The 19,096-nt window shown below is 61.1% G+C and carries 18 protein-coding genes; 13 read left to right on the top strand and 5 right to left on the bottom strand.

Going from position 1 to position 19,096, the window contains the following annotated elements; genetic code table 11:
- The 4 genes from PHS32_RS22765 to PHS32_RS22750 all read left to right on the top strand — a co-directional run.
- Window positions 1-467 (top strand): LptF/LptG family permease (locus PHS32_RS22765; protein ID WP_301081737.1); only part of this gene is annotated, 467 nt, incomplete at its 5' end.
- Complete coding sequence (locus PHS32_RS22760; protein WP_301081736.1) at window positions 464-871, top strand: CbiX/SirB N-terminal domain-containing protein; 408 nt, start codon at window positions 464-466, stop codon at window positions 869-871. The genes PHS32_RS22765 and PHS32_RS22760, both read left to right, overlap by 4 nt.
- Before the next feature lie 64 nt (window positions 872-935).
- The gene (locus PHS32_RS22755; protein WP_301081735.1) at window positions 936-1,889 is read left to right on the top strand and encodes a CysB family HTH-type transcriptional regulator; all 954 of its coding nucleotides are present in this window, start codon (window positions 936-938) and stop codon (window positions 1,887-1,889) included.
- Window positions 1,890-2,006: 117 nt separating this feature from the next.
- A complete protein-coding gene (locus PHS32_RS22750; RefSeq protein WP_301081734.1) occupies window positions 2,007-3,167 on the top strand; it encodes a pyridoxal phosphate-dependent aminotransferase in 1,161 nt (386 codons plus the stop codon).
- 23 nt (window positions 3,168-3,190) lie between these two features.
- Here the strand turns inward: PHS32_RS22750 and hrpA are convergent, their stop codons facing one another.
- On the bottom strand, window positions 3,191-7,171 hold the full coding sequence (hrpA, locus tag PHS32_RS22745; RefSeq protein ID WP_301081733.1) for an ATP-dependent RNA helicase HrpA: 3,981 nt from the start codon (window positions 7,169-7,171) through the stop codon (window positions 3,191-3,193).
- A 69-nt stretch (window positions 7,172-7,240) separates the two neighbouring features.
- Here hrpA and argA point away from each other — a divergent pair, with 69 nt between their 5' ends.
- Window positions 7,241-8,596 carry an amino-acid N-acetyltransferase gene (argA, locus tag PHS32_RS22740; RefSeq protein WP_301081732.1) on the top strand — a complete coding sequence of 452 codons (1,356 nt, stop codon included), beginning with the start codon at window positions 7,241-7,243 and terminating at the stop codon, window positions 8,594-8,596.
- 4 nt (window positions 8,597-8,600) lie between these two features.
- Here argA and PHS32_RS22735 read toward each other — a convergent pair whose 3' ends face one another.
- Window positions 8,601-9,125, bottom strand: coding sequence for a disulfide bond formation protein B (locus PHS32_RS22735; RefSeq protein WP_301081731.1), 525 nt, complete (start codon window positions 9,123-9,125; stop codon window positions 8,601-8,603).
- 104 nt (window positions 9,126-9,229) lie between these two features.
- On the bottom strand, window positions 9,230-9,460 hold the full coding sequence (locus PHS32_RS22730; protein WP_301081730.1) for a hypothetical protein: 231 nt from the start codon (window positions 9,458-9,460) through the stop codon (window positions 9,230-9,232).
- Between the two features lie 83 nt (window positions 9,461-9,543).
- Between PHS32_RS22730 and PHS32_RS22725 the strand changes: the two genes are divergently transcribed.
- Entirely contained in the window at window positions 9,544-9,819 is a 276-nt protein-coding gene (locus PHS32_RS22725) for an oxidative damage protection protein (RefSeq protein ID WP_301081729.1), read from the top strand.
- Here the strand turns inward: PHS32_RS22725 and PHS32_RS22720 are convergent.
- Complete coding sequence (locus PHS32_RS22720) at window positions 9,795-10,559, bottom strand: response regulator (protein WP_301081728.1); 765 nt, start codon at window positions 10,557-10,559, stop codon at window positions 9,795-9,797. The genes PHS32_RS22725 and PHS32_RS22720 overlap by 25 nt on opposite strands.
- Before the next feature lie 43 nt (window positions 10,560-10,602).
- The gene (locus PHS32_RS22715; protein ID WP_301081727.1) at window positions 10,603-11,799 is read right to left on the bottom strand and encodes an ABC transporter substrate-binding protein; all 1,197 of its coding nucleotides are present in this window, start codon (window positions 11,797-11,799) and stop codon (window positions 10,603-10,605) included.
- 116 nt (window positions 11,800-11,915) lie between these two features.
- Here PHS32_RS22715 and PHS32_RS22710 point away from each other — a divergent pair, with 116 nt between their 5' ends.
- The 7 genes from PHS32_RS22710 to PHS32_RS22680 all read left to right on the top strand — a co-directional run.
- Window positions 11,916-12,869 (top strand): ribokinase, encoded by a 954-nt coding sequence (locus PHS32_RS22710; RefSeq protein WP_301081726.1) that lies wholly within the window; start codon window positions 11,916-11,918, stop codon window positions 12,867-12,869.
- 62 nt (window positions 12,870-12,931) lie between these two features.
- Window positions 12,932-13,924, top strand: coding sequence for a nucleoside hydrolase (locus PHS32_RS22705; protein WP_301081725.1), 993 nt, complete (start codon window positions 12,932-12,934; stop codon window positions 13,922-13,924).
- A gap of 221 nt (window positions 13,925-14,145) precedes the next feature.
- Window positions 14,146-15,918, top strand: coding sequence for a nitrite/sulfite reductase (locus PHS32_RS22700; protein WP_301081724.1), 1,773 nt, complete (start codon window positions 14,146-14,148; stop codon window positions 15,916-15,918).
- A gap of 13 nt (window positions 15,919-15,931) precedes the next feature.
- Window positions 15,932-16,339: a DUF934 domain-containing protein gene (locus PHS32_RS22695; RefSeq protein ID WP_301081723.1), complete on the top strand. Its 408-nt coding sequence runs from the start codon at window positions 15,932-15,934 to the stop codon at window positions 16,337-16,339.
- Complete coding sequence (locus PHS32_RS22690) at window positions 16,336-17,097, top strand: phosphoadenylyl-sulfate reductase (protein ID WP_301081722.1); 762 nt, start codon at window positions 16,336-16,338, stop codon at window positions 17,095-17,097. Before PHS32_RS22695 ends, PHS32_RS22690 begins: the two co-directional genes overlap by 4 nt.
- Window positions 17,094-18,053 (top strand): sulfate adenylyltransferase subunit CysD, encoded by a 960-nt coding sequence (gene cysD, locus PHS32_RS22685; RefSeq protein ID WP_301081721.1) that lies wholly within the window; start codon window positions 17,094-17,096, stop codon window positions 18,051-18,053. The genes PHS32_RS22690 and cysD overlap by 4 nt, the downstream gene beginning before the upstream one ends.
- The coding region (locus tag PHS32_RS22680) for a GTP-binding protein (protein ID WP_301081720.1) at window positions 18,053-19,096 on the top strand (1,044 nt) is incomplete at its 3' end. The genes cysD and PHS32_RS22680, both read left to right, overlap by 1 nt.

The following is a 19,096-nucleotide window of genomic DNA, read 5'->3' as shown; positions in this document are numbered from 1 at the left end:
AATTCCCGGCGCGAGATTCGGCTACCGCGCGTGTCGATCGGGCCCAGATGGACAGCTTTCGATGGCCCAACCAAATCAGTGCCGAGATGGTGTCGGCAGCGCTGCTGAAACCGGAACGCATGAGCACGATTGACCTGTTTCAGTACATCCAGCATTTGGATGCCAATGGACAGAGTGCGCAGCGCTACCAGATCGAGTTCTGGAAGAAGGTTTTTTACCCCTTGAGTTGTCTGGTGATGGTGGTGCTGGCGCTGCCTTTTGCCTACCTTCACTTCCGCTCCAGCGGTATTACCGGCTATGTCTTCGGTGGTGTCATGGCAGGAATCAGCTTCTTTTTGCTGAACAACGTTTTTGGCTACATGGGCAACCTGCAGAACTGGCAACCCTGGCTGACCGCTGCGCTTCCGGGCATGATCTACTCGCTGCTGTCCCTGACGGCCTTCGGCTGGCTGGTTTTCAGACGATGAAGGCCGAGCGGGGCAAGGACCATGCGCTGTTGGTGCCGTCCGGTGCCACCCACGGCATCATCCTGCTGGCCCATGGCTCGCGCGATCCCTCGTGGCAAAGACCGGTTGAGGCGGTGGCCCAGCGTATCCGGCAACTCGCCCCGGCTACCCAAGTCTGCTGCGCCTATCTGGAAGCCACGGCGCCCGATTTGCCCGACGCCACCGCCCTGCTTGCGAAACGGGGCGTTGCCTCCATCACGGTGCTGCCTCTGTTCCTTGGCATGGGCCGGCATGCGCGGGACGACTTGCCGATTCTGATGACTGGCTTGCAGGCCAATCATCCAGCAATCGTGTTCGATTTGCGGCCGGCCCTGGGCGAAGAGGCACGGATGATAGAACTGATGGCCGAAATTGCACTTTCCTGAATCCACGGCAGGTACGAATATGTGACTAAGGCATAATAAATTTCACTGTTAGCTGAAATTTGATATGAACTTGCACCAATTCCGTTTTGTACAAGAAGCCGTTCGCCGCAGCCTCAATCTGACTGAAGCTGCCAAGGCTCTGCACACCTCTCAGCCGGGAGTCTCGAAAGCCATCATCGAACTGGAAGAAGAGCTGGGCATCGAGATTTTTGCGCGGCATGGCAAACGCCTCAAACGCGTCACCGAACCGGGTCAGGCGGTTCTCAAAAGCATTGATCTCATCCTGCGCGAAGTCGGCAACCTGAAACGCATTGGCGAGCAATACAGCGCCGAAGACAGTGGCACGCTGTCCATCGCCACCACGCACACGCAAGCCCGCTACGTGTTGCCGGAAGCGGTCGCCAAGCTGCGCCTGGCCTACCCCAAGGTCAACGTCAGCCTGCATCAGGGCTCGCCCGAACAGGTGGCCAGGATGCTGATTGACGAAGTGGCAGAGATTGGCATGGCGACCGAATCGCTGGCGGGTTACGCGGAGTTGGTAACCCTGCCGTGTTACGAGTGGCAGCACGTGCTGGTGCTGCCGGTGGGCCACCCCTTGGGCCAGAAAGAGCACCTGACACTGGAAGACATTGCGCATGAGCCCTTGATTACCTACCACCCCTCATACACCGGACGCACCAAGATTGACCATGCTTTTGCCACGCGCAAACTGGAACCCCGGATTGCGCTGGAAGCGATTGATTCGGATGTGATCAAGACCTATGTGCGACTTGGCCTGGGAGTAGGCATTGCCGCTGAAATGTCGGTGCGCGACGTGGTGGCCGATGGTGCCAAGAGCGATTTGCTGGTGCGCCCGGCCGGGCATTTGTTCGGCCAGAATGTCACTCGGGTCGCTTTCAAACGCGGCGCCTACCTGAGAAATTTCGTCTACAAGCTGGCCGAGTTGCTGAGTGACCGGTTGAGCCGGGCCCTGGTCGCCCGCGCCATGGTCGGGCATGTGGATGATTATGAATTGTAAAATTTTGCGGGACAGACCGCAGTTACACGAAGTGAACAAGCTCTGTCCCCAACGCTTTAAGATTGCGAGCCAGACCGCAGCTGCACAAGCTCAGTCCTCAACCCCTTTGACCCTGCGATGAACACCCAGCAAACCCCTGCCCTTCAAACCAAGCTGCCCGCCGTTGGCACCACCATCTTTACCGTCATGTCGACCTTGGCGGCAGAAAAAAATGCGGTCAATCTGGGCCAGGGCTTCCCCGACTTCAACTGCGACCCTCAACTGGTCGATGCCGTGACCGAAGCCATGAAGCAGGGACTGAACCAGTATCCGCCGATGACCGGTGTGCCGGTTCTGCGGGAAGCGATTGCCAAAAAGATAGCCGCGCTGCATGGTCGCCAATACAACGCCGCAACCGAAATTACCGTCACAGCCGGTGCCACGCAAGCCATCATCACGGCCATTCTGGCGGTCGTTCATGCGGGCGACGAGGTGATCGTGCTGGAGCCGTGCTACGACAGCTATGTGCCCAACATTGAACTCGCCGGCGGCGCGCCGGTGCGAGTACCCTTGACGCCCGGCACTTTCCGCCCCGACTTCGACCGAATCGCAGCCGCCATCACGCCGAAAACCCGCGCCATCATCATCAATTCGCCGCACAACCCGAGCGGCACTGTCTGGACTGCTGAGGACATGCTGCGCCTGCAGGAAGTCCTGGCCCCCACCAATGTACTGTTGATCAGCGACGAAGTCTATGAACACATGGTGTTCGATGGTCAACAACACCAAAGTGCGGCACGTTTTCCGGGTCTGGCAGCACGCGCTTTCATCGTCTCCAGCTTTGGCAAAACCTACCACGTGACCGGCTGGAAAGTGGGTTATGTGGCGGCACCGGCCAGCCTGACAGCGGAGTTTCGCAAGGTCCACCAGTTCAACGTGTTCACCGTCAATACCCCGGTCCAGCACGGATTGGCCGCCTACATGGCCGACCCGCAGCCCTATCTGCAGTTGCCGGCTTTTTACCAGCGCAAGCGCGATCTGTTCCGTGCCGGTCTGGAGCGCACCAAATTCAAGCTGCTACCCGGTGAAGGCACCTACTTCCAGTGCGTCAACATCGCCGAGGTAAGCGACCTGGGCGAAACCGAATTCTGCAAATGGCTCACCAGCGAGATTGGCGTGGCGGCGATTCCGTTGTCGGCCTTTTATGGCAATGGATTTGACCAACGCGTGGTGCGATTCTGCTTTGCCAAGAAGGACGAAACGCTGATGGCCGCGCTGGACCGGCTGGCGAAGCTATAGACCTTTCCCTGGGTCTGCTCCCGCTAACTGAACTGAGCCCAGGCTTTCTCCAGCCTTTTGACGCTGACCGGTTGCGGCGTGCGCAGTTCTTGCGCGAAGAAGCTCACGCGCAACTCTTCCAGCAGCCAGCGGAATTCCTGCAAGCGCTCATCCAGCACGCCCTTGCGCTCGGCCACCAGGTTCCAGTAACGTTGCTCCAGCGGCCGCAGTTCGGCCAGACGGGCGGCGTCGCGGGCCGGGTCGGCGCGGTATTTGTCGAGCCGGGCGGTGACGGCTTTGAGGTAGCGCGCGAAGTGTTGCAGCGGACCCCACGGCGATTGGATAAGAAAGCGCTTGGGCATCAGACGCGCCAGTTGCCGGGCAGCGTCCGCGCTGGCGTCGGGCGCGTTCTTGCTGTCCTTGATCTTGCGCGCGGCGACGGCGTATTCGGTCAGGATGGTGGCGGCCAGCCGCGCCACTTCATTGGCGATCAGGGTCAGGCGGCCACGCCCCTCTTCCAAGCGGCGCTTGAACTCAAGTTCGTTGCCCGGCAAGGGCTCCAGCAGAAAGGCGCGCTCCAGCGCCACGGCCACAATCTGTTCGCGCAGTTCTTCCAGGGTGCCGCCACCTGACCCATCCGCCGCCTTACCCAACTGCATGAAGGCGGTCCCCATTTTTTGCAGATCCGGAATGTTTTTCTCAAGGTATTTGAGGGCCTCCTTGATCTGTAGCGCAAACAGGCGGCGCAAGCCGGCGCGGTGTTTGGCGGCAGCCACAGCGGGCTCGTCGAACACTTCAATCGTGACCGCATCACCGGCATCGATCAGTGCCGGGTAGCCAATCAGGGTCTGGCCCCCTTTCTGGATTTCGAGCAGTTCGGGCAGCTCGCCAAAAGTCCATGCGGTGTAACGCTGACCGGCTGGCGTCGCCGGCGTTGCAACATTTCTCTGCGCCTCTTTCGAGCTGTGCTGGCGGGCTACCGGCTGATCTTCCTTGCCAGCCGGGAAGGCAGCTGCGTCTCGCGCCAGTTTCAGCCCGGCCAACGCCTGAAACGCGCCGCGCGCCTGGGCGCCCAGCTCGGCTTTCAAGGCGCCCAGGTTGCGACCGCTGCCGAGCTGGCGAGCATGCTCGTCCACCACCCTGAAATTCATGAAGAAATGAGGCGCCAGCATGTCGATTTTGAGGTCGGCGCGCACCAGGTCCAGCGAGGTCGCCTGGCGTACCAGTTTCAGCACGGCGTCAAGCAGGGATCCGTGGCCGAAGGTTTCAGGCACATTCAGCGCCTCGGCCATTTTGCTGGCGCTGTCGGGCAGCGGCACCAGCCTTGAACGCGGCCGCTGGTGCAGGGTTTTCAGCAGGGCCTGGATTTTGTCTTTCAGCATGCCGGGGACCAGCCATTCGCAGCGTTCCTCGTTCACCTGGTTCAGCACAAACAGCGGTACCGTCACAGTCAGGCCGTCTTTGGCATCACCCGGTTCGTGCAGATAAGCGCAATGACAATCGACGCCGCCCAGGCGTATTGTTTTAGGGAACGACTGGGTGGTGATGCCGGCCGCCTCGTGGCGCATCAGTTCCTCACGGGTCAGCAGCAGCAGCTTCGGATTCTTCTTGATTGCCTCGCGGTACCAGTTCTCGAAACTGTAACCACTGCAGACGTCGGCCGGTAGTTGTTGATCGTAGAAAGCAAAAATCAGCTCTTCGTCGACCAGCACGTCTTGCCGGCGCGCCTTGTGCTCCAGGTCTTCCACCTTGGCGATCAGCTTGTGGTTGGCCTCCAGGAACGGTAGCCTGGTCTCCCACTGTCCGTCCAGCAGCGCCTGGCGGATGAATATTTCGCGCGCTCCGGGCAGATCGACCCGGCCGTAATTGACGCGCCGTCCGCTGTACACCACGATGCCGTACAAGGTGGCACGCTCCAGCGCCACCACCTCGGCGGCCTTCTTCTCCCAGTGCGGGTCCAGCAGTTGCTTCTTCAACAAATGGCCGCCCACCTGCTCCAGCCATTGCGGCTCTATGGCGGCAATGCCACGCCCAAACAGGCGCGTGGTTTCGACCAGCTCGGCGGCCACAATCCAGCGGCCCGGCTTCTTCACCAGGTGCGCGCCGGGATGCGGATAGAACTTGATGCCGCGCGCGCCCAGGTAGTCGCCCTGTGTCGATTCGGCCTCCACCTTGCAGCCGACGTTACCCAGCAAGCCGGACAGCATTGACAGGTGCAATTGCTCGTAACTGGCGGGCAGTGTGTTGAGCCGCCATTTGTGCTCCGCCACCACGGTGTGCAGTTGCGAATGGATGTCGCGCCACTCGCGCACGCGGCGCAGGTTGACGAAGTTCTGGCGCAGCAACTGCTCGTATTGGCGATTCGACAATTTGTGCGATGCAAAAGGGGTCAGAGCCCGATCTACCGAGCCAGCCACTCGCGCGGCAGGCTCCGGTAATCGGGATCCGACCCCTTTTGCATCGTTGATCCACTTCCACAGTTTCAGGTAACCGCTGAACTCGCTCTTCTCGTCATCGAATTTGGCGTGCGCCTGGTCGGCTTGCTGCTGCGCCTCCAGCGGCCGGTCGCGCACGTCCTGCACACTGAGTGCCGCGGCGATCACCAGCACTTCGTCCAGCGCGCCGCGCTCCCTGGCTTCCAGAATCATGCGGCCGACACGCGGGTCCAGCGGGAGCTTCGCCAGTTCCTGGCCCATCGGCGTCAATTCGTTGGCATCGTCCACCGCACCCAATTCATTGAGCAACTGATAACCATCGGCAATGGCGCGCCCGGACGGGCGTTCGATAAACGGAAACTCCTCCACCACCCCCAGGTGCAGGGACTTCATGCGCAGAATCACACCGGCCAGCGAACTGCGCAGGATTTCCGGATCGGTAAAGCGGGGCCGGCCACTGAAGTCTTTCTCGTCGTAGAGCCGGATGCAGATACCGTTGGCGACCCGGCCGCAGCGTCCGGCCCGCTGATTGGCTGACGATTGGCTGATCGGCTCGACCAGCAGTTGCTCCACCTTGCTGCGAAAACTGTAGCGCTTCATGCGCGCGGTTCCGGCATCTATGACGTAGCGGATGCCGGGCACGGTGAGCGAGGTCTCGGCCACGTTGGTCGCCAGCACGATGCGCCGCCCGCTGTGACTGTCGAAAATGCGGTCCTGTTCGGCTTGCGAGAGGCGGGCAAACAAGGGCAACACTTCGGCATTGCGAAACACCGGCTGGTGACTCAGGTGCTTGCGCAAATGATCGGCGGCCTCGCGGATTTCACGCTCGCCGGGCAGGAACACCAGAATGTCGCCGCTGTTGTGGACGTCGCGCCACAACTCGTCCACCGCGTCGGCAATGGCGTCGTTCAGATCGTAGTCGCGCGACTCTTCAAAGGGGCGGTAGCGCTGCTCCACCGGAAACATGCGGCCCGAAACCATGATGACCGGCGCTGGACCGCTTCTACCCGCAAAGTGATCGGCAAAACGCTGGGCGTCGATGGTGGCGGACGTCACCACGATCTTCAAGTCGGGCCGGCGCGGCAGGATCTGGCGCAGATAACCCAGCAGGAAATCGATGTTGAGCGAGCGTTCATGCGCCTCGTCAATGATCAGGGTGTCGTAGGCTTTGAGCAACGGATCGGTTTGCGTCTCGGCCAGCAAGATGCCGTCGGTCATCAGCTTGACCGAGGTATCACGGCTCAGGCGATCCTGGAATCGCACCTTGTAGCCCACGACATCGCCCAGCGTCGTCTTGAGTTCCTCGGCAATGCGTTTTGCCACGCTGCTGGCGGCAATGCGGCGCGGCTGCGTGTGGCCAATCAACTTGCCCCTTGGCGCCGGCGAGCCATCTTTATTGAAGGCCGGATAGTTCAACTTGCCGCGTCCCATCGCCAGGGCAATCTTGGGCAGTTGGGTGGTCTTGCCAGACCCTGTTTCGCCGCAAACAATGATCACTTGATGCTGCCGCAGCGCAGCCATGATCTCGTCGCGTTTACCCGACACGGGCAGCGATTCAGGGAACTCGATTTGGAGGGGCGTGGCAGTCAAGGCAGTAACTTCGTAGAGAATCGGGGATTATCCCTGCCCTGACGCCCTCAACCAGACTCGCTCCCTCGCATGTCCTCAGTTTTCAATTTCACTTTCGTGCCCTGGTTTCGCTCCGTGGCGCCCTACATCCACAAGTTTCGCAATCAGACCTTTGTAGTGGGTATTGCGGGCGAGGCCATTGCCGCCGGCAAGCTCCAGTATCTGGCGCAGGATTTGGCCATGATCCAGAGCATGGGCGTGAAAGTGATTCTGGTTCATGGCTTCCGGCCGCAAGTCAATGAACAGCTCGAAGCCAAAGGCCATGCGTCGCGTTATTCGCACGGCATGCGCATCACCGACAGCGTAGCCCTGGATTGTGCGCAGGAAGCAGCAGGTCAACTGCGTTATGAAATCGAAGCCGCTTTCAGCCAGGGCCTGCCCAACACGCCCATGGCCGGTGCCACGGTGCGGGTGATCTCGGGCAATTTCCTTACCGCGCGACCGGTCGGGATCGTTGACGGGGTGGATTTCCAGCACTCGGGGGTGGTGCGCAAGGTGGACACCGCCGGCATCCTGCGAACCCTTGATTTCGGCGCCATGGTACTGCTCTCGCCGGTTGGTTTTTCGCCTACTGGCGAGGCTTTCAACCTGACCATGGAGGAAGTCGCCACTTCGGTGGCGACGGCTCTGCAAGCCGACAAACTTATTTTCGTGACGGAGATTCCGGGCATTCGCATCCACCCGGAGCAAGCCGAGGGCGAAGACAACCCGATCGATACCGAATTACCGCTGGCGGCAGCCGAAAAGCTGCTGTCCGAGTTGCCCGCCGCGAGCCAGCCCAGCGACACCGCGTTCTACCTGCAGCACTGCGTTACGGCCTGCAAAAACGGCGTCGAGCGCAGCCACATCATTCCCTTTGCAGTGGATGGTTCGATCCTGCTGGAGGTGTACGTGCACGATGGCATAGGCACCATGGTGGTGGACGAGAAACTGGAGAGCCTGCGCGAAGCCACGGTGGACGACGTCGGTGGCATCCTGCAACTGATAGAACCGTTCGAGAAAGACGGTACCCTGGTCAAGCGCAGCCGCACCGAAATCGAGCGCGACGTTGGCAACTACACGGTGATCGAGCACGATGGCGTGATCTTTGCCTGCGCCGCGCTGTACCCCTATCCGGAGGCCCGCAGCGCCGAGATGGCGGCACTCACCGTGTCACCGCAGGTGCAGGGTCAAGGCGACGGTGAACGTGTCTTGAAGCGCATCGAGCAACGCGCCAGGGCCGCCGGGTTGGACAGTATTTTTGTATTGACCACGCGCACCGCCCACTGGTTTCTCAAACGTGGCTTCATACTGGTCGATCCAGACTGGCTGCCCGAGGCACGCAAGCGCAAATACAACTGGGACCGGAAAAGTCAGGTGTTGGTGAAAAAGCTGGGCCTTGCCTGAGAGATCAGGCGTGGCGGCGTCCGGCCTGACGCCAGATCAATGTCAACGCCAGCACCCCAAAAGCGCAGAAAAACAAAAACGCCCAGTTCGCCAGGGAGCCGCCCAGAAAGGTCCAGTCCACCTTGCTGCAATCGCCGCTGCCCTTGAAAATCATGGGGATGGCACGTTGTAGTGGAAAGGTTTCTATCATTCCGTAAAAATCGCGTCCGCAACTCACCACTTCCGGCGGATGCCACTGCAACCAGCTTTGCCGGGCTGCCACATAGGCACCGAAGCCGGCGCTTGGCAGCAGCAGCATGGCGCCGCCAAGATGGACGCCTTTTTTCCCGCTCGTCGCCGTCAATCCGGCGACCAAGGCCACCAAGACAACTGCATAGCGCTGAACGATGCACATCGGGCAAGGCTCAAGGCCCACCACGTGCTGCAAGTACTGGCCAAAGGCCAGCATGACGATGCAAACCACCACGATGAGCGCGAAGATGGCACGTGGAGAACGGTCCAGCCAGTCCGTCACAGTCTTGAAAATCATCAATATCCTTTAACAAGAAAACCACTGAACAAAGCGTCCAGTGGTTAGTGGCGGTCCCAGGAATAAAGTTCCTGCATCGGCAGGAAACCGGCAGTATCAGGAAGTCAGGCAGCGGCCTCGTCTGCCGCCTTGCAGGACGGTGAACATACCGCTTGGGATTTTCCAAGTATCTTGCGCGTGACCATCTGCGAGCGCGCCCTGTGCTTGCCACAGAGAAAGCACGACATGGTCGCGGCTCCAAACGATGTCGCCGCGGTGAACGGAGACCCCGATACTTTGGATTTGTAACGCAGGCCATCGGCCAGCATTTTTGTTTTGGTGTCAGCTTTTGCCATAGCCCTGATTTTAGCGCAGTGGGCCGGACACGCGAAAGCTTGCTAAAGTTAGACCTTTTATAAGAATTCGGAAAAGGTTCCAAATGGCACGCACTGTGAAATGCATCAAACTTGGCAAAGAGGCTGAAGGCCTGGATTTCCCAACCTATCCGGGCGAACTCGGCAAACGCATTTGGAGCAACGTCAGCAAGCAAGCCTGGGCTGACTGGCTCAAGCACCAGACCATGCTGGTCAATGAAAATCGGCTGAATCTGGCGGATGCCAGGGCGCGCCAGTACCTGGCACGTCAGATGGAAAATCACTTCTTTGGCAGCGGCGCCGATGCCGCACAGGGCTATGTGCCGCCCAGCGCTCCATAGCTATATGGCTTGAGCAGTTCAATCACCTTCAAGGGGTCGTAAGGCTTCTCAAGAAGGCCGCGGCAGCCGCTCGCCTGGGCCTGTTCGCGCACAGGCCAGGACTTGTCGGTGCTGCTCACAACCACACTGCCAATGGCCGGCTCCAGCCGCATGAACTCTCGAACCAGCACCCAGCCGTCCATGTCGGGCAGTTCCAACCCCGCAATCACCAGGTCGTAGCGGCGATTTTTCGCCAGTTCCAGGGCTTGCGCGCCGGTCTCGGATTCATCAACCTCGGTAAGCCCGGCCAGTGCCAGACGCGCCCGCAGATACAAACGATCCTCCCGCGACGGGTCAACCAGCAGCGACACACTGGGACTGGGAGGCGGTTCGGGCGCCAAGTCGTGGTCACCAAAGTCAATCTCGGCACCAAGTTTTCCGCTGGCATCGAACAGGCTGTCCATGACTTTCACCACGGCGGGCCAATGCAGTGGCCGCTGAAACGTGTGCCAGGCATTGGCCGGCGCACCATGGCCGACGCAAATCATCTTCAGGTTGGAATTCAGTCCCCGCAAGGTCGGCGCCAGATTGCCCGCGCAGGCCTCCAGATCAATCATCGCCAAATGAGGTGCCACAGGGGCTTCCGGGGTCCACAGCCGGTAGGAGGTCGAGCGCCCAGTCGATAGCCTGAACAGCGTATTGAGGGCATGACGCTCGCCATCCCGGAAACCTATAACCTTGACGTAAACACTGGGTCCCATGGAGGACAGACCTTCAAAATGCCGGGTTGATCAAATCGGCGAGCTAGTTCATGGCTGCAGTTGGCCGGCGCGCTTTCACATAGGCATCTGACGGCATGTAAGCTTTGCCATCGGCGTAATGCCATTGCACCATAGTGCCCTTGCCGCCGCGCTGGTCGAGTTTACCGACGAAAGCCCCCATGGTGGATTGCTGGTCCAGCGCGCGAAACTCGGCGCTGCCAAAAGGGGTGCTGAACTTGAGGCCACGCATTGCTTGCACCAGTTTTTCATTGTCAGTGCTTCTGGCCTTGTTGATGGCGGCAAAAATGGCTTGCATGGTGGCATAGCCAACCACCGAACCCACTTTGGGCTGTTCACCGAATTTCTTGTAATAGTTGGCGGCGAATGAGGCGTGCTCGGGAGTGTCAATCTGGTCCCACGGATAGCCCGTGACGATCCAGCCGCGCGGTGTTTCGTCCTTCAGCACGTCCAGGTACTCCGGCTCGCCCGAGAGCATGGAGACTACCGGCGTCTTCGGAAAGACCATGCGCTGATTGCCTTCCCGTACCAGTTTGGCCAGATCGGCGCCAAAGCTGACGTTGAAAATGGCATCCGGCTTGGCCTGCATGATCGCCTGCAAGGTGGTTCCGGCATCGAGTTTGCCCAGTGCCGGCCACTGTTCCGCGACAAACTCGACATCCGGTCGTTTCGCCTTGAGCAACTCCTTGAAGCTGGCCACGGCGCTCTGGCCGTACTCATAGTTGGGCGCGATGGTGGCCCAGCGCCTGGCCGGCAGCTTGGCCGCCTGTTCCACCAGCATGGCCGCCTGCATGTAGGTGCTGGGGCGCAGGCGGAAGGTGTAGCGATTGCCTTTTTCCCACACGATCGCGTCGGTCAGGGGCTCGCTGGCAACGTAGAGGCGTTTGTTCTTGGCGGCGTGATCGGCCAGTGCCAGACCGACATTGGAGAGATAACCGCCCGCCAGCACATCGACTTTTTCATTCGACGTCAGTTCCACCGCATGGCGCAGGGCTTCCTCCGGCTTGCCGCCATCGTCGCGCGCGATGACTTCCACCCGGCGACCCAGTAGCCCCCCGGCGGCATTGATCTCCTCCACCGCCAATTGCCAGCCCTGCCGATACGGTGTGGTGAACTGCGGCATGCTGGAATAGCTGTTGATTTCCCCGATTTTGATGGGGCCGCCCTGGGCCTGAGCGAGCGCCGCCAGCATGAGTGAGAAAACTGCAATAACCTGCTTCATAAACCCTCCAACGCCCTGCACTGTAGCAGGCCGATACGCAACGGCAGCCGATTTTTTCCTCATAATCAACAGCTGGACGCGCTTTGCTCGTCAGTGCCTACCGAGTCGATTTCGCCATGATTCTTGTTGCCGGTTCCGCCAATCTCGATTTTGTCGTCCGAGCGCCGCACATTCCGGCGCCCGGTGAAACGGTACTGGGACGAGGCTTCGAGACCTTTCCCGGCGGAAAAGGCGCCAACCAGGCGGTAGCATGCGCACGTGCCGGAGGCGTGCCCACATGCATGTTGCTGGCGCTGGGCGAGGATGCGTTTGCCGCACCCCTGGAAGCCTCCCTGGAAGCCGCCGGCGTGCAAATGCGGATCGTGCGCGTCAAACAGCAAGCCACGGGTACAGCCTTTATCTGTGTGTCTGACGATGCGGAAAACGCCATCACCGTGGCCCCGGGCGCCAACCTGGCCCTTGGTGCCGACGACCTGCCGCCGCTGGACGGATTCACCCACCTTTTGCTGCAACTGGAAATTCCCCTTGAGAGCGTCACGGCCTATGCCAAAAAGGCGCGCGCCCAAGGTGTGACCGTGGTTCTCAACGCGGCGCCGGCACAAGAACTGAGCCGGGAGTTGCTGGCTCTGGTTGACCTCCTGATCGTGAACCAGGGCGAACTGGCCGTCGTCGCCCAACACCAAGGCGATATTGCACAGTGTCTGGCGCGGATCGACGTGCCCTGGGTGGTGGTGACGCTGGGACGGCAGGGTTGTTGGGCCCGCGCGGACGGTGTGTTTTTCAGTCACACCGCTTTCGACATAAGCAGCGTCGACAGCACGGGCGCCGGTGACACCTTCTGCGGCGTTCTGGTGGCCGCGCTCAGTCGCGGAAAAGATCTGCCGCAGGCCTTGCGCCTGGCCAGCGCCGCGGGGGCTTTGGCCTGCACACGGCCGGGCGCGCAAGCCAGCATTCCCACGGCCGCCGAAGTGGCCGACTTTCTGGCCGCCCAGACAGTCGCCACGCCGGCTCAAAACGCGGCGCTCAGGAAAATTGTCGGCTTCGATCTTGCTGCGCCACAGTCCCCATGAGCGCCGCGCCGGGCCGTCCCCAAGCAAGCTCGCACCGCAGTGCGCAGCACGAAGGTACTCCAGTGAGCCACACGCCCTACCAAGTCATTTACGACACCGACCCCGGCGTCGATGACGCCATGGCGCTGTACTTCGCACTGGCTCACCCGGCCATCAACGTGCTGGGCATCGGCACGACTTTTGGCAACGTCACGGTGGAACAAGCGGCCACCAATGCCGTCTATCTGAGTGCCCTCGCCGGCCGGAATATCCCTGTCACAAAAGGCGCGGCAAGGCCCTTGCGCAGGCCCAAGCCTGTACCGCCGGCCCACATACACGGCACCGATGGGCTGGGCAACCTACCGACACGCCTGCCGGTCGAAGGCCGGTTTGACCGGCGCTCCTCGGCGCAGTTCATGGTCGACATGGCGCGCGCCCGGCCGGGTGAAATCACGCTGGTGGCAGTCGGTCCGCTGGGCAACCTCAGTCTGGCCCTTCGGTTGGAACCCAGGTTGCCGCGCTTGCTGCGCGAAGTCGTCCTGATGGGCGGCACCCTGCTGGAGCCTGGCAATGTGTCGCCCGTGGCCGAGGCCAACATCTGGAATGACCCGCACGCTGCCCAGCATGTTTTTCAGGCCGGTTGGAACAAGCTCACCATGGTCGGACTGGATGTGACGCATCGGGTCATCCTGCCGCTGTCATTGTTCAAGAAAATTGCCGACCAGCAGCGCCATGTGGCCACCGACACGCTGCACCATGCGGTCAGTTTTTACGCCAAGCACTACAGCGGTCGGCACCCCCATGTGGCGCGGGTTCATGGCTGTTTTGGGCACGACGTGCTGGCCTTCCTCTACCTGGTCAACCCGGAACTGTTCACGCTGGAGCGAGGACGGGTCCGGGTGGCGACCTCTGGTCCGGCGCTGGGGCAAACCCTCATGAGTCGCAAGGAGCCGGCGCACCATCCGAAGGCAAGCGGGCACTTGGACCCTTCTTTCACCCAGGTCTGCATGCAGGTTGACGCCGAAGCTTGCAGCACCGTCATTGAAAACACCATGCTGGGTCGCTGGCTTGGCTGATGAAGTACCCCTTGTCGTATCATAGATGAATATTGCATATAAACATCACGAAAATGTAGTTTGCAATATAAGGACAAGCCCTTAGAGTCAGCAGCAAGGCATGACTCCGCGCCTGCCAAAGCCGGTTGATTCGACCGGCGCTGGTTCATCCGCACCCCATGGCTGGTGCATGCCAACTTCAACCTATTCGTTTTCCTGAAAATTTCTGGCCGTCCTGAACCATGTACCAATACACCGAATTTGACCGCCAGTTTGTCCGCCAGCGCGCCGCACAATACCGCGACCAGCTTGAACGCAATCTGAGCGGCTCGCTCAGCGACGACGATTTCCGTCCGCTGCGCCTGCAAAACGGCTGGTATGTGCAGCGCCATGCACCGATGCTGCGCGTGGCGGTGCCGTACGGCGAGCTGGCCAGCCGCCAGTTGCGCGTGTTGGCCAAAATAGCACGCGACTACGACCAACCCGAGGCGCAGGTTTATCAAGCGGCGCAAGCCGCCCAAGCCAAGCTGGGTACGGTCCAGTTGCCGACCGGCTACGGACACTTCACCACGCGTCAAAACGTCCAGTTCAACTGGATCGCGCTGGACCGCAGCGCCGATGTGATGGACTTGCTGGCCTCGGTCGACATGCACGGCATCCAGACCAGCGGCAACTGCATTCGCAACATCACCAGCGACGAGCGCGCCGGCATTGCGGTGGACGAAATCGTGGACCCGCGCCCGTTTTGCGAAATCCTGCGTCAGTGGAGCACCTTGCATCCGGAGTTTGCCTTTCTGCCGCGCAAATTCAAATTTGCCGTCTCGGGCGCTCAGGAGGACCGCGCCGCGACCCATTGGCACGACGTCGGCCTGCATCTGCGACGCAATACCGCGGGCGAGATTGGCTTCAAGGTGCTGGTCGGTGGCGGCATGGGCCGCACGCCGGTGATTGCCAGCAGCATTCGCGATTTTCTGCCCTGGAACCAGTTGCTGAACTATCTGGAAGCGGTAGTGCGTGTCTACAACCGCTGGGGTCGGCGCGACAACATGTACAAAGCCCGCATCAAGATCCTGGTGAAGGCCGAAGGCCAGCGCTTCATCGATGAAGTCGAAGCCGAATACCAGCAAATCCTTGACCTCGACGGAGCGCCGCACACCATCGGCCAGGCCGAACTGGACCGGGTGACGGCATCGTTTGTGCCACCTCGTCTGGCCACGACGGTGGCAACTTCCGCCACCCAAGCGCCCGCTTTGTCCGAGAGTGAAAAGACCGACTACGCCCGCTGGCTAAAGCAAAACGTGGCACCCCACAAAAACCCCCAGTTGCGCGCCGTCACCCTGTCGTTCAAGCGCCTGGGCTACGCGCCCGGCGACGCCACTGCAGAGCAACTGGAGACCGCGGCCGCGCTGGCCGATCTTTTTTCCGCCGGCGAGGTCCGCGTCACGCACGACCAGAACCTGTTACTGCCCTGGGTGCTGGCCGACCAGTTGCCAGCGCTGTGGCAGGCGGCGCGCCAGGCCGGTCTGGCGCGCTCCAACATCCGCCTCCTGACGGACATGATTGCCTGCCCTGGCGGCGACTTCTGCGGCCTGGCCAATGCCCGTTCGATTCCGATCGCACAAGCCATCAGCGAGCGCTACCAGGATATGGACGAACTGCACGACCTGGGCGAAATCGACCTGCACATCAGCGGTTGCATCAACTCCTGCGGCCACCATCACAGCGGCCACATCGGCATTCTGGGCGTCGACAAGGACGGCCGCGAGTGGTACCAGGTGTCGCTGGGCGGCTCGGACGGCTCCACGCTGAGTGGTGCGGCGGTCGCCGGCAAGGTCGTCGGTCCCTCATTTGGCGCGGCCGAAGTGCCCGACGTGATCGAAGCCGTGCTGGACACCTACCGGCGCGAGCGCCAGGGCAACGAGACTTTTATCGCCACCTTGCGCCGCATCGGCATGGAAGCGTTCAAAGTGGCCGCCAACGGCGCGCGCCAATGGGCCGAAGCCGAACTTGCCTGAGAGAGACAAAACCATGAAGTTGATAACCGCCAACGCACATGTCGCAGGGTCTGAAGGCCTGAACGTCATCGAACTTGCCAATGACGCGGATCCCCGCTGCCTGCCGCTGGCAGGGGTTGATCGGATCGACCTGGACTTTCCGAAATTCACCGATGGCCGCGCTTTCAGCCAGGCTTTTTTGCTGCGCCGTCGACTCGGTTTCAAGGGCGAAATCCGCGCTACCGGCGACGTTTTGATAGACCAATTGGTGCAGATGCGGCGCTGCGGTTTTGATGCCGCCGTGTTGCGGGCGGACCAGAATCCGGAGTTCGCGCAACGTCAGTTTGACCGTTACCAGGGGTTTTACCAGGGCGACGCTGTTGCCAGCCTGCCCCACTTCGCCGCAGCAGCAACCGCCGGCAGCACGGGAACTGCCGCATGAGCGCGATTGCACTCCACGCTCGCGCATCCGACAACTTTGACGCCAAGCTGGCGCAGGCCAGCGCTGTGCTGCAACAAGCCGCGCGCGACCATGCAGCGCTGACTAGCGGCAGCGCACCACGGATCAGCCAGGCATCCAGCCTGGGTGCGGAAGACATGGTGGTGAGCCACCTGATCAACGCGCTGCAACTGGAGATTGGCATCTTTGTGCTGGAAACCGGCATGCTGCACCCTGAGACACTGGACTTGCTGGCCCGCCTCAAAGCCACGTCCCGCGCTCCGGTGGAGGTTTTTAGGCCGGTCGACCAAGCGGTACTGCAGTTCGTCAAGACAGAGGGCCAAGACGCGATGTACAAGAGCGTCGCCTTGCGCAAGAGTTGCTGCGAAATTCGCAAGATGGAACCGCTGGCGCGCGCCCTGGCCGGCAAGGGCGCCTGGATCACCGGCCTGCGCCGCGAGCAATCGGGTGCACGCGCGGAAGTACCGCTGATCGACCGGTCTGACGCAGCCCGCGTCAAATTCAACCCGCTGGCCAACTGGACCTGGGGCGATGTCTGGCATTTCATTGCCCTCCACAAGATTGCCTACAACCCGCTGCACGATCAGTTTTACCCCAGTATCGGCTGCGCCCCCTGCACCCGTGCCATCAGCCTGGGCGAGGATTTTCGGGCTGGCCGCTGGTGGTGGGAAAACGAGACCGCCAAGGAATGCGGCCTGCATGTCACACCGTCCGGCATCCTTGAGAAAGCTCCCGCATGAACGCCCGTACCGAACCCGAACTGCTCCAGCCCGTGCTCCATCCGCAGCGCCCCGATCACCTGAGCAATGCACACCTGGATGCCCTGGAAGAGGAAACCATCTTCATCCTGCGCGAGGTGGCCGCTGCGTTTGAACGTCCCACCTTGCTGTTCTCGGGTGGCAAGGACTCGCTGGTCATGCTCAAGTGCGCGGAGAAAGCCTTTGGTGTCGGCCGCATCCCCTACCCGCTGTTGATGATAGACACCGGGCACAACTTCCATGAAGTGACCGATTTCCGTGATGCACGGGCCAGGGAATTGGAAGCTGACCTGATCGTGCGCAGCGTGGAGGACTCGATGAAACGCGGCAGCGTGCGCCTGGCACATCCGGGCGAATCCCGCAACGTGCACCAGTCCGTCACACTGCTGGAAGCCATCGACGAATTCCGCTTTGACGCACTGATTGGCGGAGCCCGCCGCGACGAGGAGAAAGCCCGCGCCAAGGAACGCATCTTCTCGCACCGCGACAGCTTTGGTCAATGGCAACCGAAAGCCCAGCGGCCCGAGTTGTGGACCCTGTTCAACACCCGGCTGCAACCGGGCGAGCATTTCCGCGTGTTCCCGATCTCCAACTGGACCGAGCTGGACGTATGGCAGTACATCGAGCGCGAGAGAATCGCCCTGCCCTCACTCTATTACTCGCATCAGCGGGATGTGGTGGAACGCAAAGGCCTGCTGGTACCGGTTACCGAATTGACGCCGGCACGCGCGGGCGAAACAGTGGAGCGTCGCGACGTGCGTTTTCGCACCGTGGGCGACATCACTTGCACCTGCCCGGTGGAAAGTACGGCAGCCAGCGCCGCCGAGATCGTGATCGAGACACTGGCCGCCGACGTGAGCGAACGCGGCGCCACCCGCATGGACGACAAAACCTCCGAGGCTTCGATGGAGAAGCGCAAGAAAGATGGGTACTTCTGATGAGCGCTGCTATTTCCATGGCTGCTTACGCAAATTCGACCGATGCCAGAGGTCAAATAGACACTCAATCGGCGCTGAAATTCATCACCTGCGGTTCCGTCGACGACGGCAAAAGCACGCTGATTGGACGTTTGCTGGTGGACAGCCGTTCGGTGTTGCGGGACCAGTTGGCCAACGTCTCCAAGAGCGGCGAGGCCGATCTGGCATTGTTCACCGATGGCCTCTCGGCCGAGCGCGAGCAAGGCATCACGATCGATGTGGCTTATCGCTACTTCAACACCGCCCGGCGCAAGTTCATCATTGGCGATGCACCGGGCCACGAGCAGTACACCCGCAACATGGTCACGGCAGCATCGAGCGCCGACGCTGCGGTGGTACTGGTGGACGCCACCAAACTTCAATGGCAAACCGAAACGTTGGAACTGTTGCCCCAGACCCGGCGCCACGCGCTGCTGGTGAACCTGCTGCGTGTGCCTTCCATCGTGTTTGCCGTGAACAAGCTCGATGCGTTGGAAGACCCGGCCAAACCGGAGACCGCGGGTCAGGCGGCGCTGGCGTTTGGCAACATCACTCATGCGTTGCAGGCATTTGCCGCCGCAGCGGGCATTCGCGCAACCGCGATCGTGCCAATTTCGGCACTCAAGGGTGACAACGTGGTGGCGTCCGCGCGCGGCTGGTGTCGTTACGACGGTCCGAGCCTGCTCGAACTTCTGGAGCAACTGCCCGGCACCGCCACCGAGAGTACCCTGCCCCTCACGTTTCCGGTGCAATGGGTGGAGAAGTTCTCCTCGTCCAGCGACACCTCCCAGGGACGCCGCATTTTCTGGGGCCGTGTTGCCACCGGTAGCGCGCAGGTGGGGCAAAAAGTTTCAATCCTGCCCAGCGGGCAGACTGCCGTGGTGGCACAGGTATTGCGCCATGCGCGCCAACCCGGCGCGGTCGGGGCCGGGCACGGCGCCGGCTTGGTGCTGGACCGGGAAGTGGATGTGTCGCGCGGCGACTGGCTGCTGGCTGTCGAACCCGAAACCTTCGAACGCAGCCGA

The sequence above is a fragment of the Rhodoferax sp. genome (assembly GCF_028714215.1).
In the GTDB taxonomy this organism is placed as follows: domain Bacteria; phylum Pseudomonadota; class Gammaproteobacteria; order Burkholderiales; family Burkholderiaceae_C; genus Rhodoferax.
Note: the sequence above shows the minus strand (reverse complement) of the source record. Positions and strands in the feature narration are given on the sequence as shown.

Bases quoted from the DNA above. Each gene is read 5' to 3' on its own strand.
- PHS32_RS22760 (WP_301081736.1), top strand. From the start codon at position 464: ATGAAGGCCGAGCGGGGCAAGGACCATGCGCTGTTGGTGCCGTCCGGT.
- PHS32_RS22755 (WP_301081735.1), top strand. From the start codon at position 936: ATGAACTTGCACCAATTCCGTTTTGTACAAGAAGCCGTTCGCCGCAGC.
- PHS32_RS22750 (WP_301081734.1), top strand. From the start codon at position 2,007: ATGAACACCCAGCAAACCCCTGCCCTTCAAACCAAGCTGCCCGCCGTT.
- argA (WP_301081732.1), top strand. From the start codon at position 7,241: ATGTCCTCAGTTTTCAATTTCACTTTCGTGCCCTGGTTTCGCTCCGTG.
- PHS32_RS22735 (WP_301081731.1), bottom strand. From the start codon at position 9,125: ATGATTTTCAAGACTGTGACGGACTGGCTGGACCGTTCTCCACGTGCC.
- PHS32_RS22730 (WP_301081730.1), bottom strand. From the start codon at position 9,460: ATGGCAAAAGCTGACACCAAAACAAAAATGCTGGCCGATGGCCTGCGT.
- PHS32_RS22725 (WP_301081729.1), top strand. From the start codon at position 9,544: ATGGCACGCACTGTGAAATGCATCAAACTTGGCAAAGAGGCTGAAGGC.
- PHS32_RS22720 (WP_301081728.1), bottom strand. From the start codon at position 10,559: ATGGGACCCAGTGTTTACGTCAAGGTTATAGGTTTCCGGGATGGCGAG.
- PHS32_RS22715 (WP_301081727.1), bottom strand. From the start codon at position 11,799: ATGAAGCAGGTTATTGCAGTTTTCTCACTCATGCTGGCGGCGCTCGCT.
- PHS32_RS22710 (WP_301081726.1), top strand. From the start codon at position 11,916: ATGATTCTTGTTGCCGGTTCCGCCAATCTCGATTTTGTCGTCCGAGCG.
- PHS32_RS22700 (WP_301081724.1), top strand. From the start codon at position 14,146: ATGTACCAATACACCGAATTTGACCGCCAGTTTGTCCGCCAGCGCGCC.
- PHS32_RS22695 (WP_301081723.1), top strand. From the start codon at position 15,932: ATGAAGTTGATAACCGCCAACGCACATGTCGCAGGGTCTGAAGGCCTG.
- PHS32_RS22690 (WP_301081722.1), top strand. From the start codon at position 16,336: ATGAGCGCGATTGCACTCCACGCTCGCGCATCCGACAACTTTGACGCC.
- cysD (WP_301081721.1), top strand. From the start codon at position 17,094: ATGAACGCCCGTACCGAACCCGAACTGCTCCAGCCCGTGCTCCATCCG.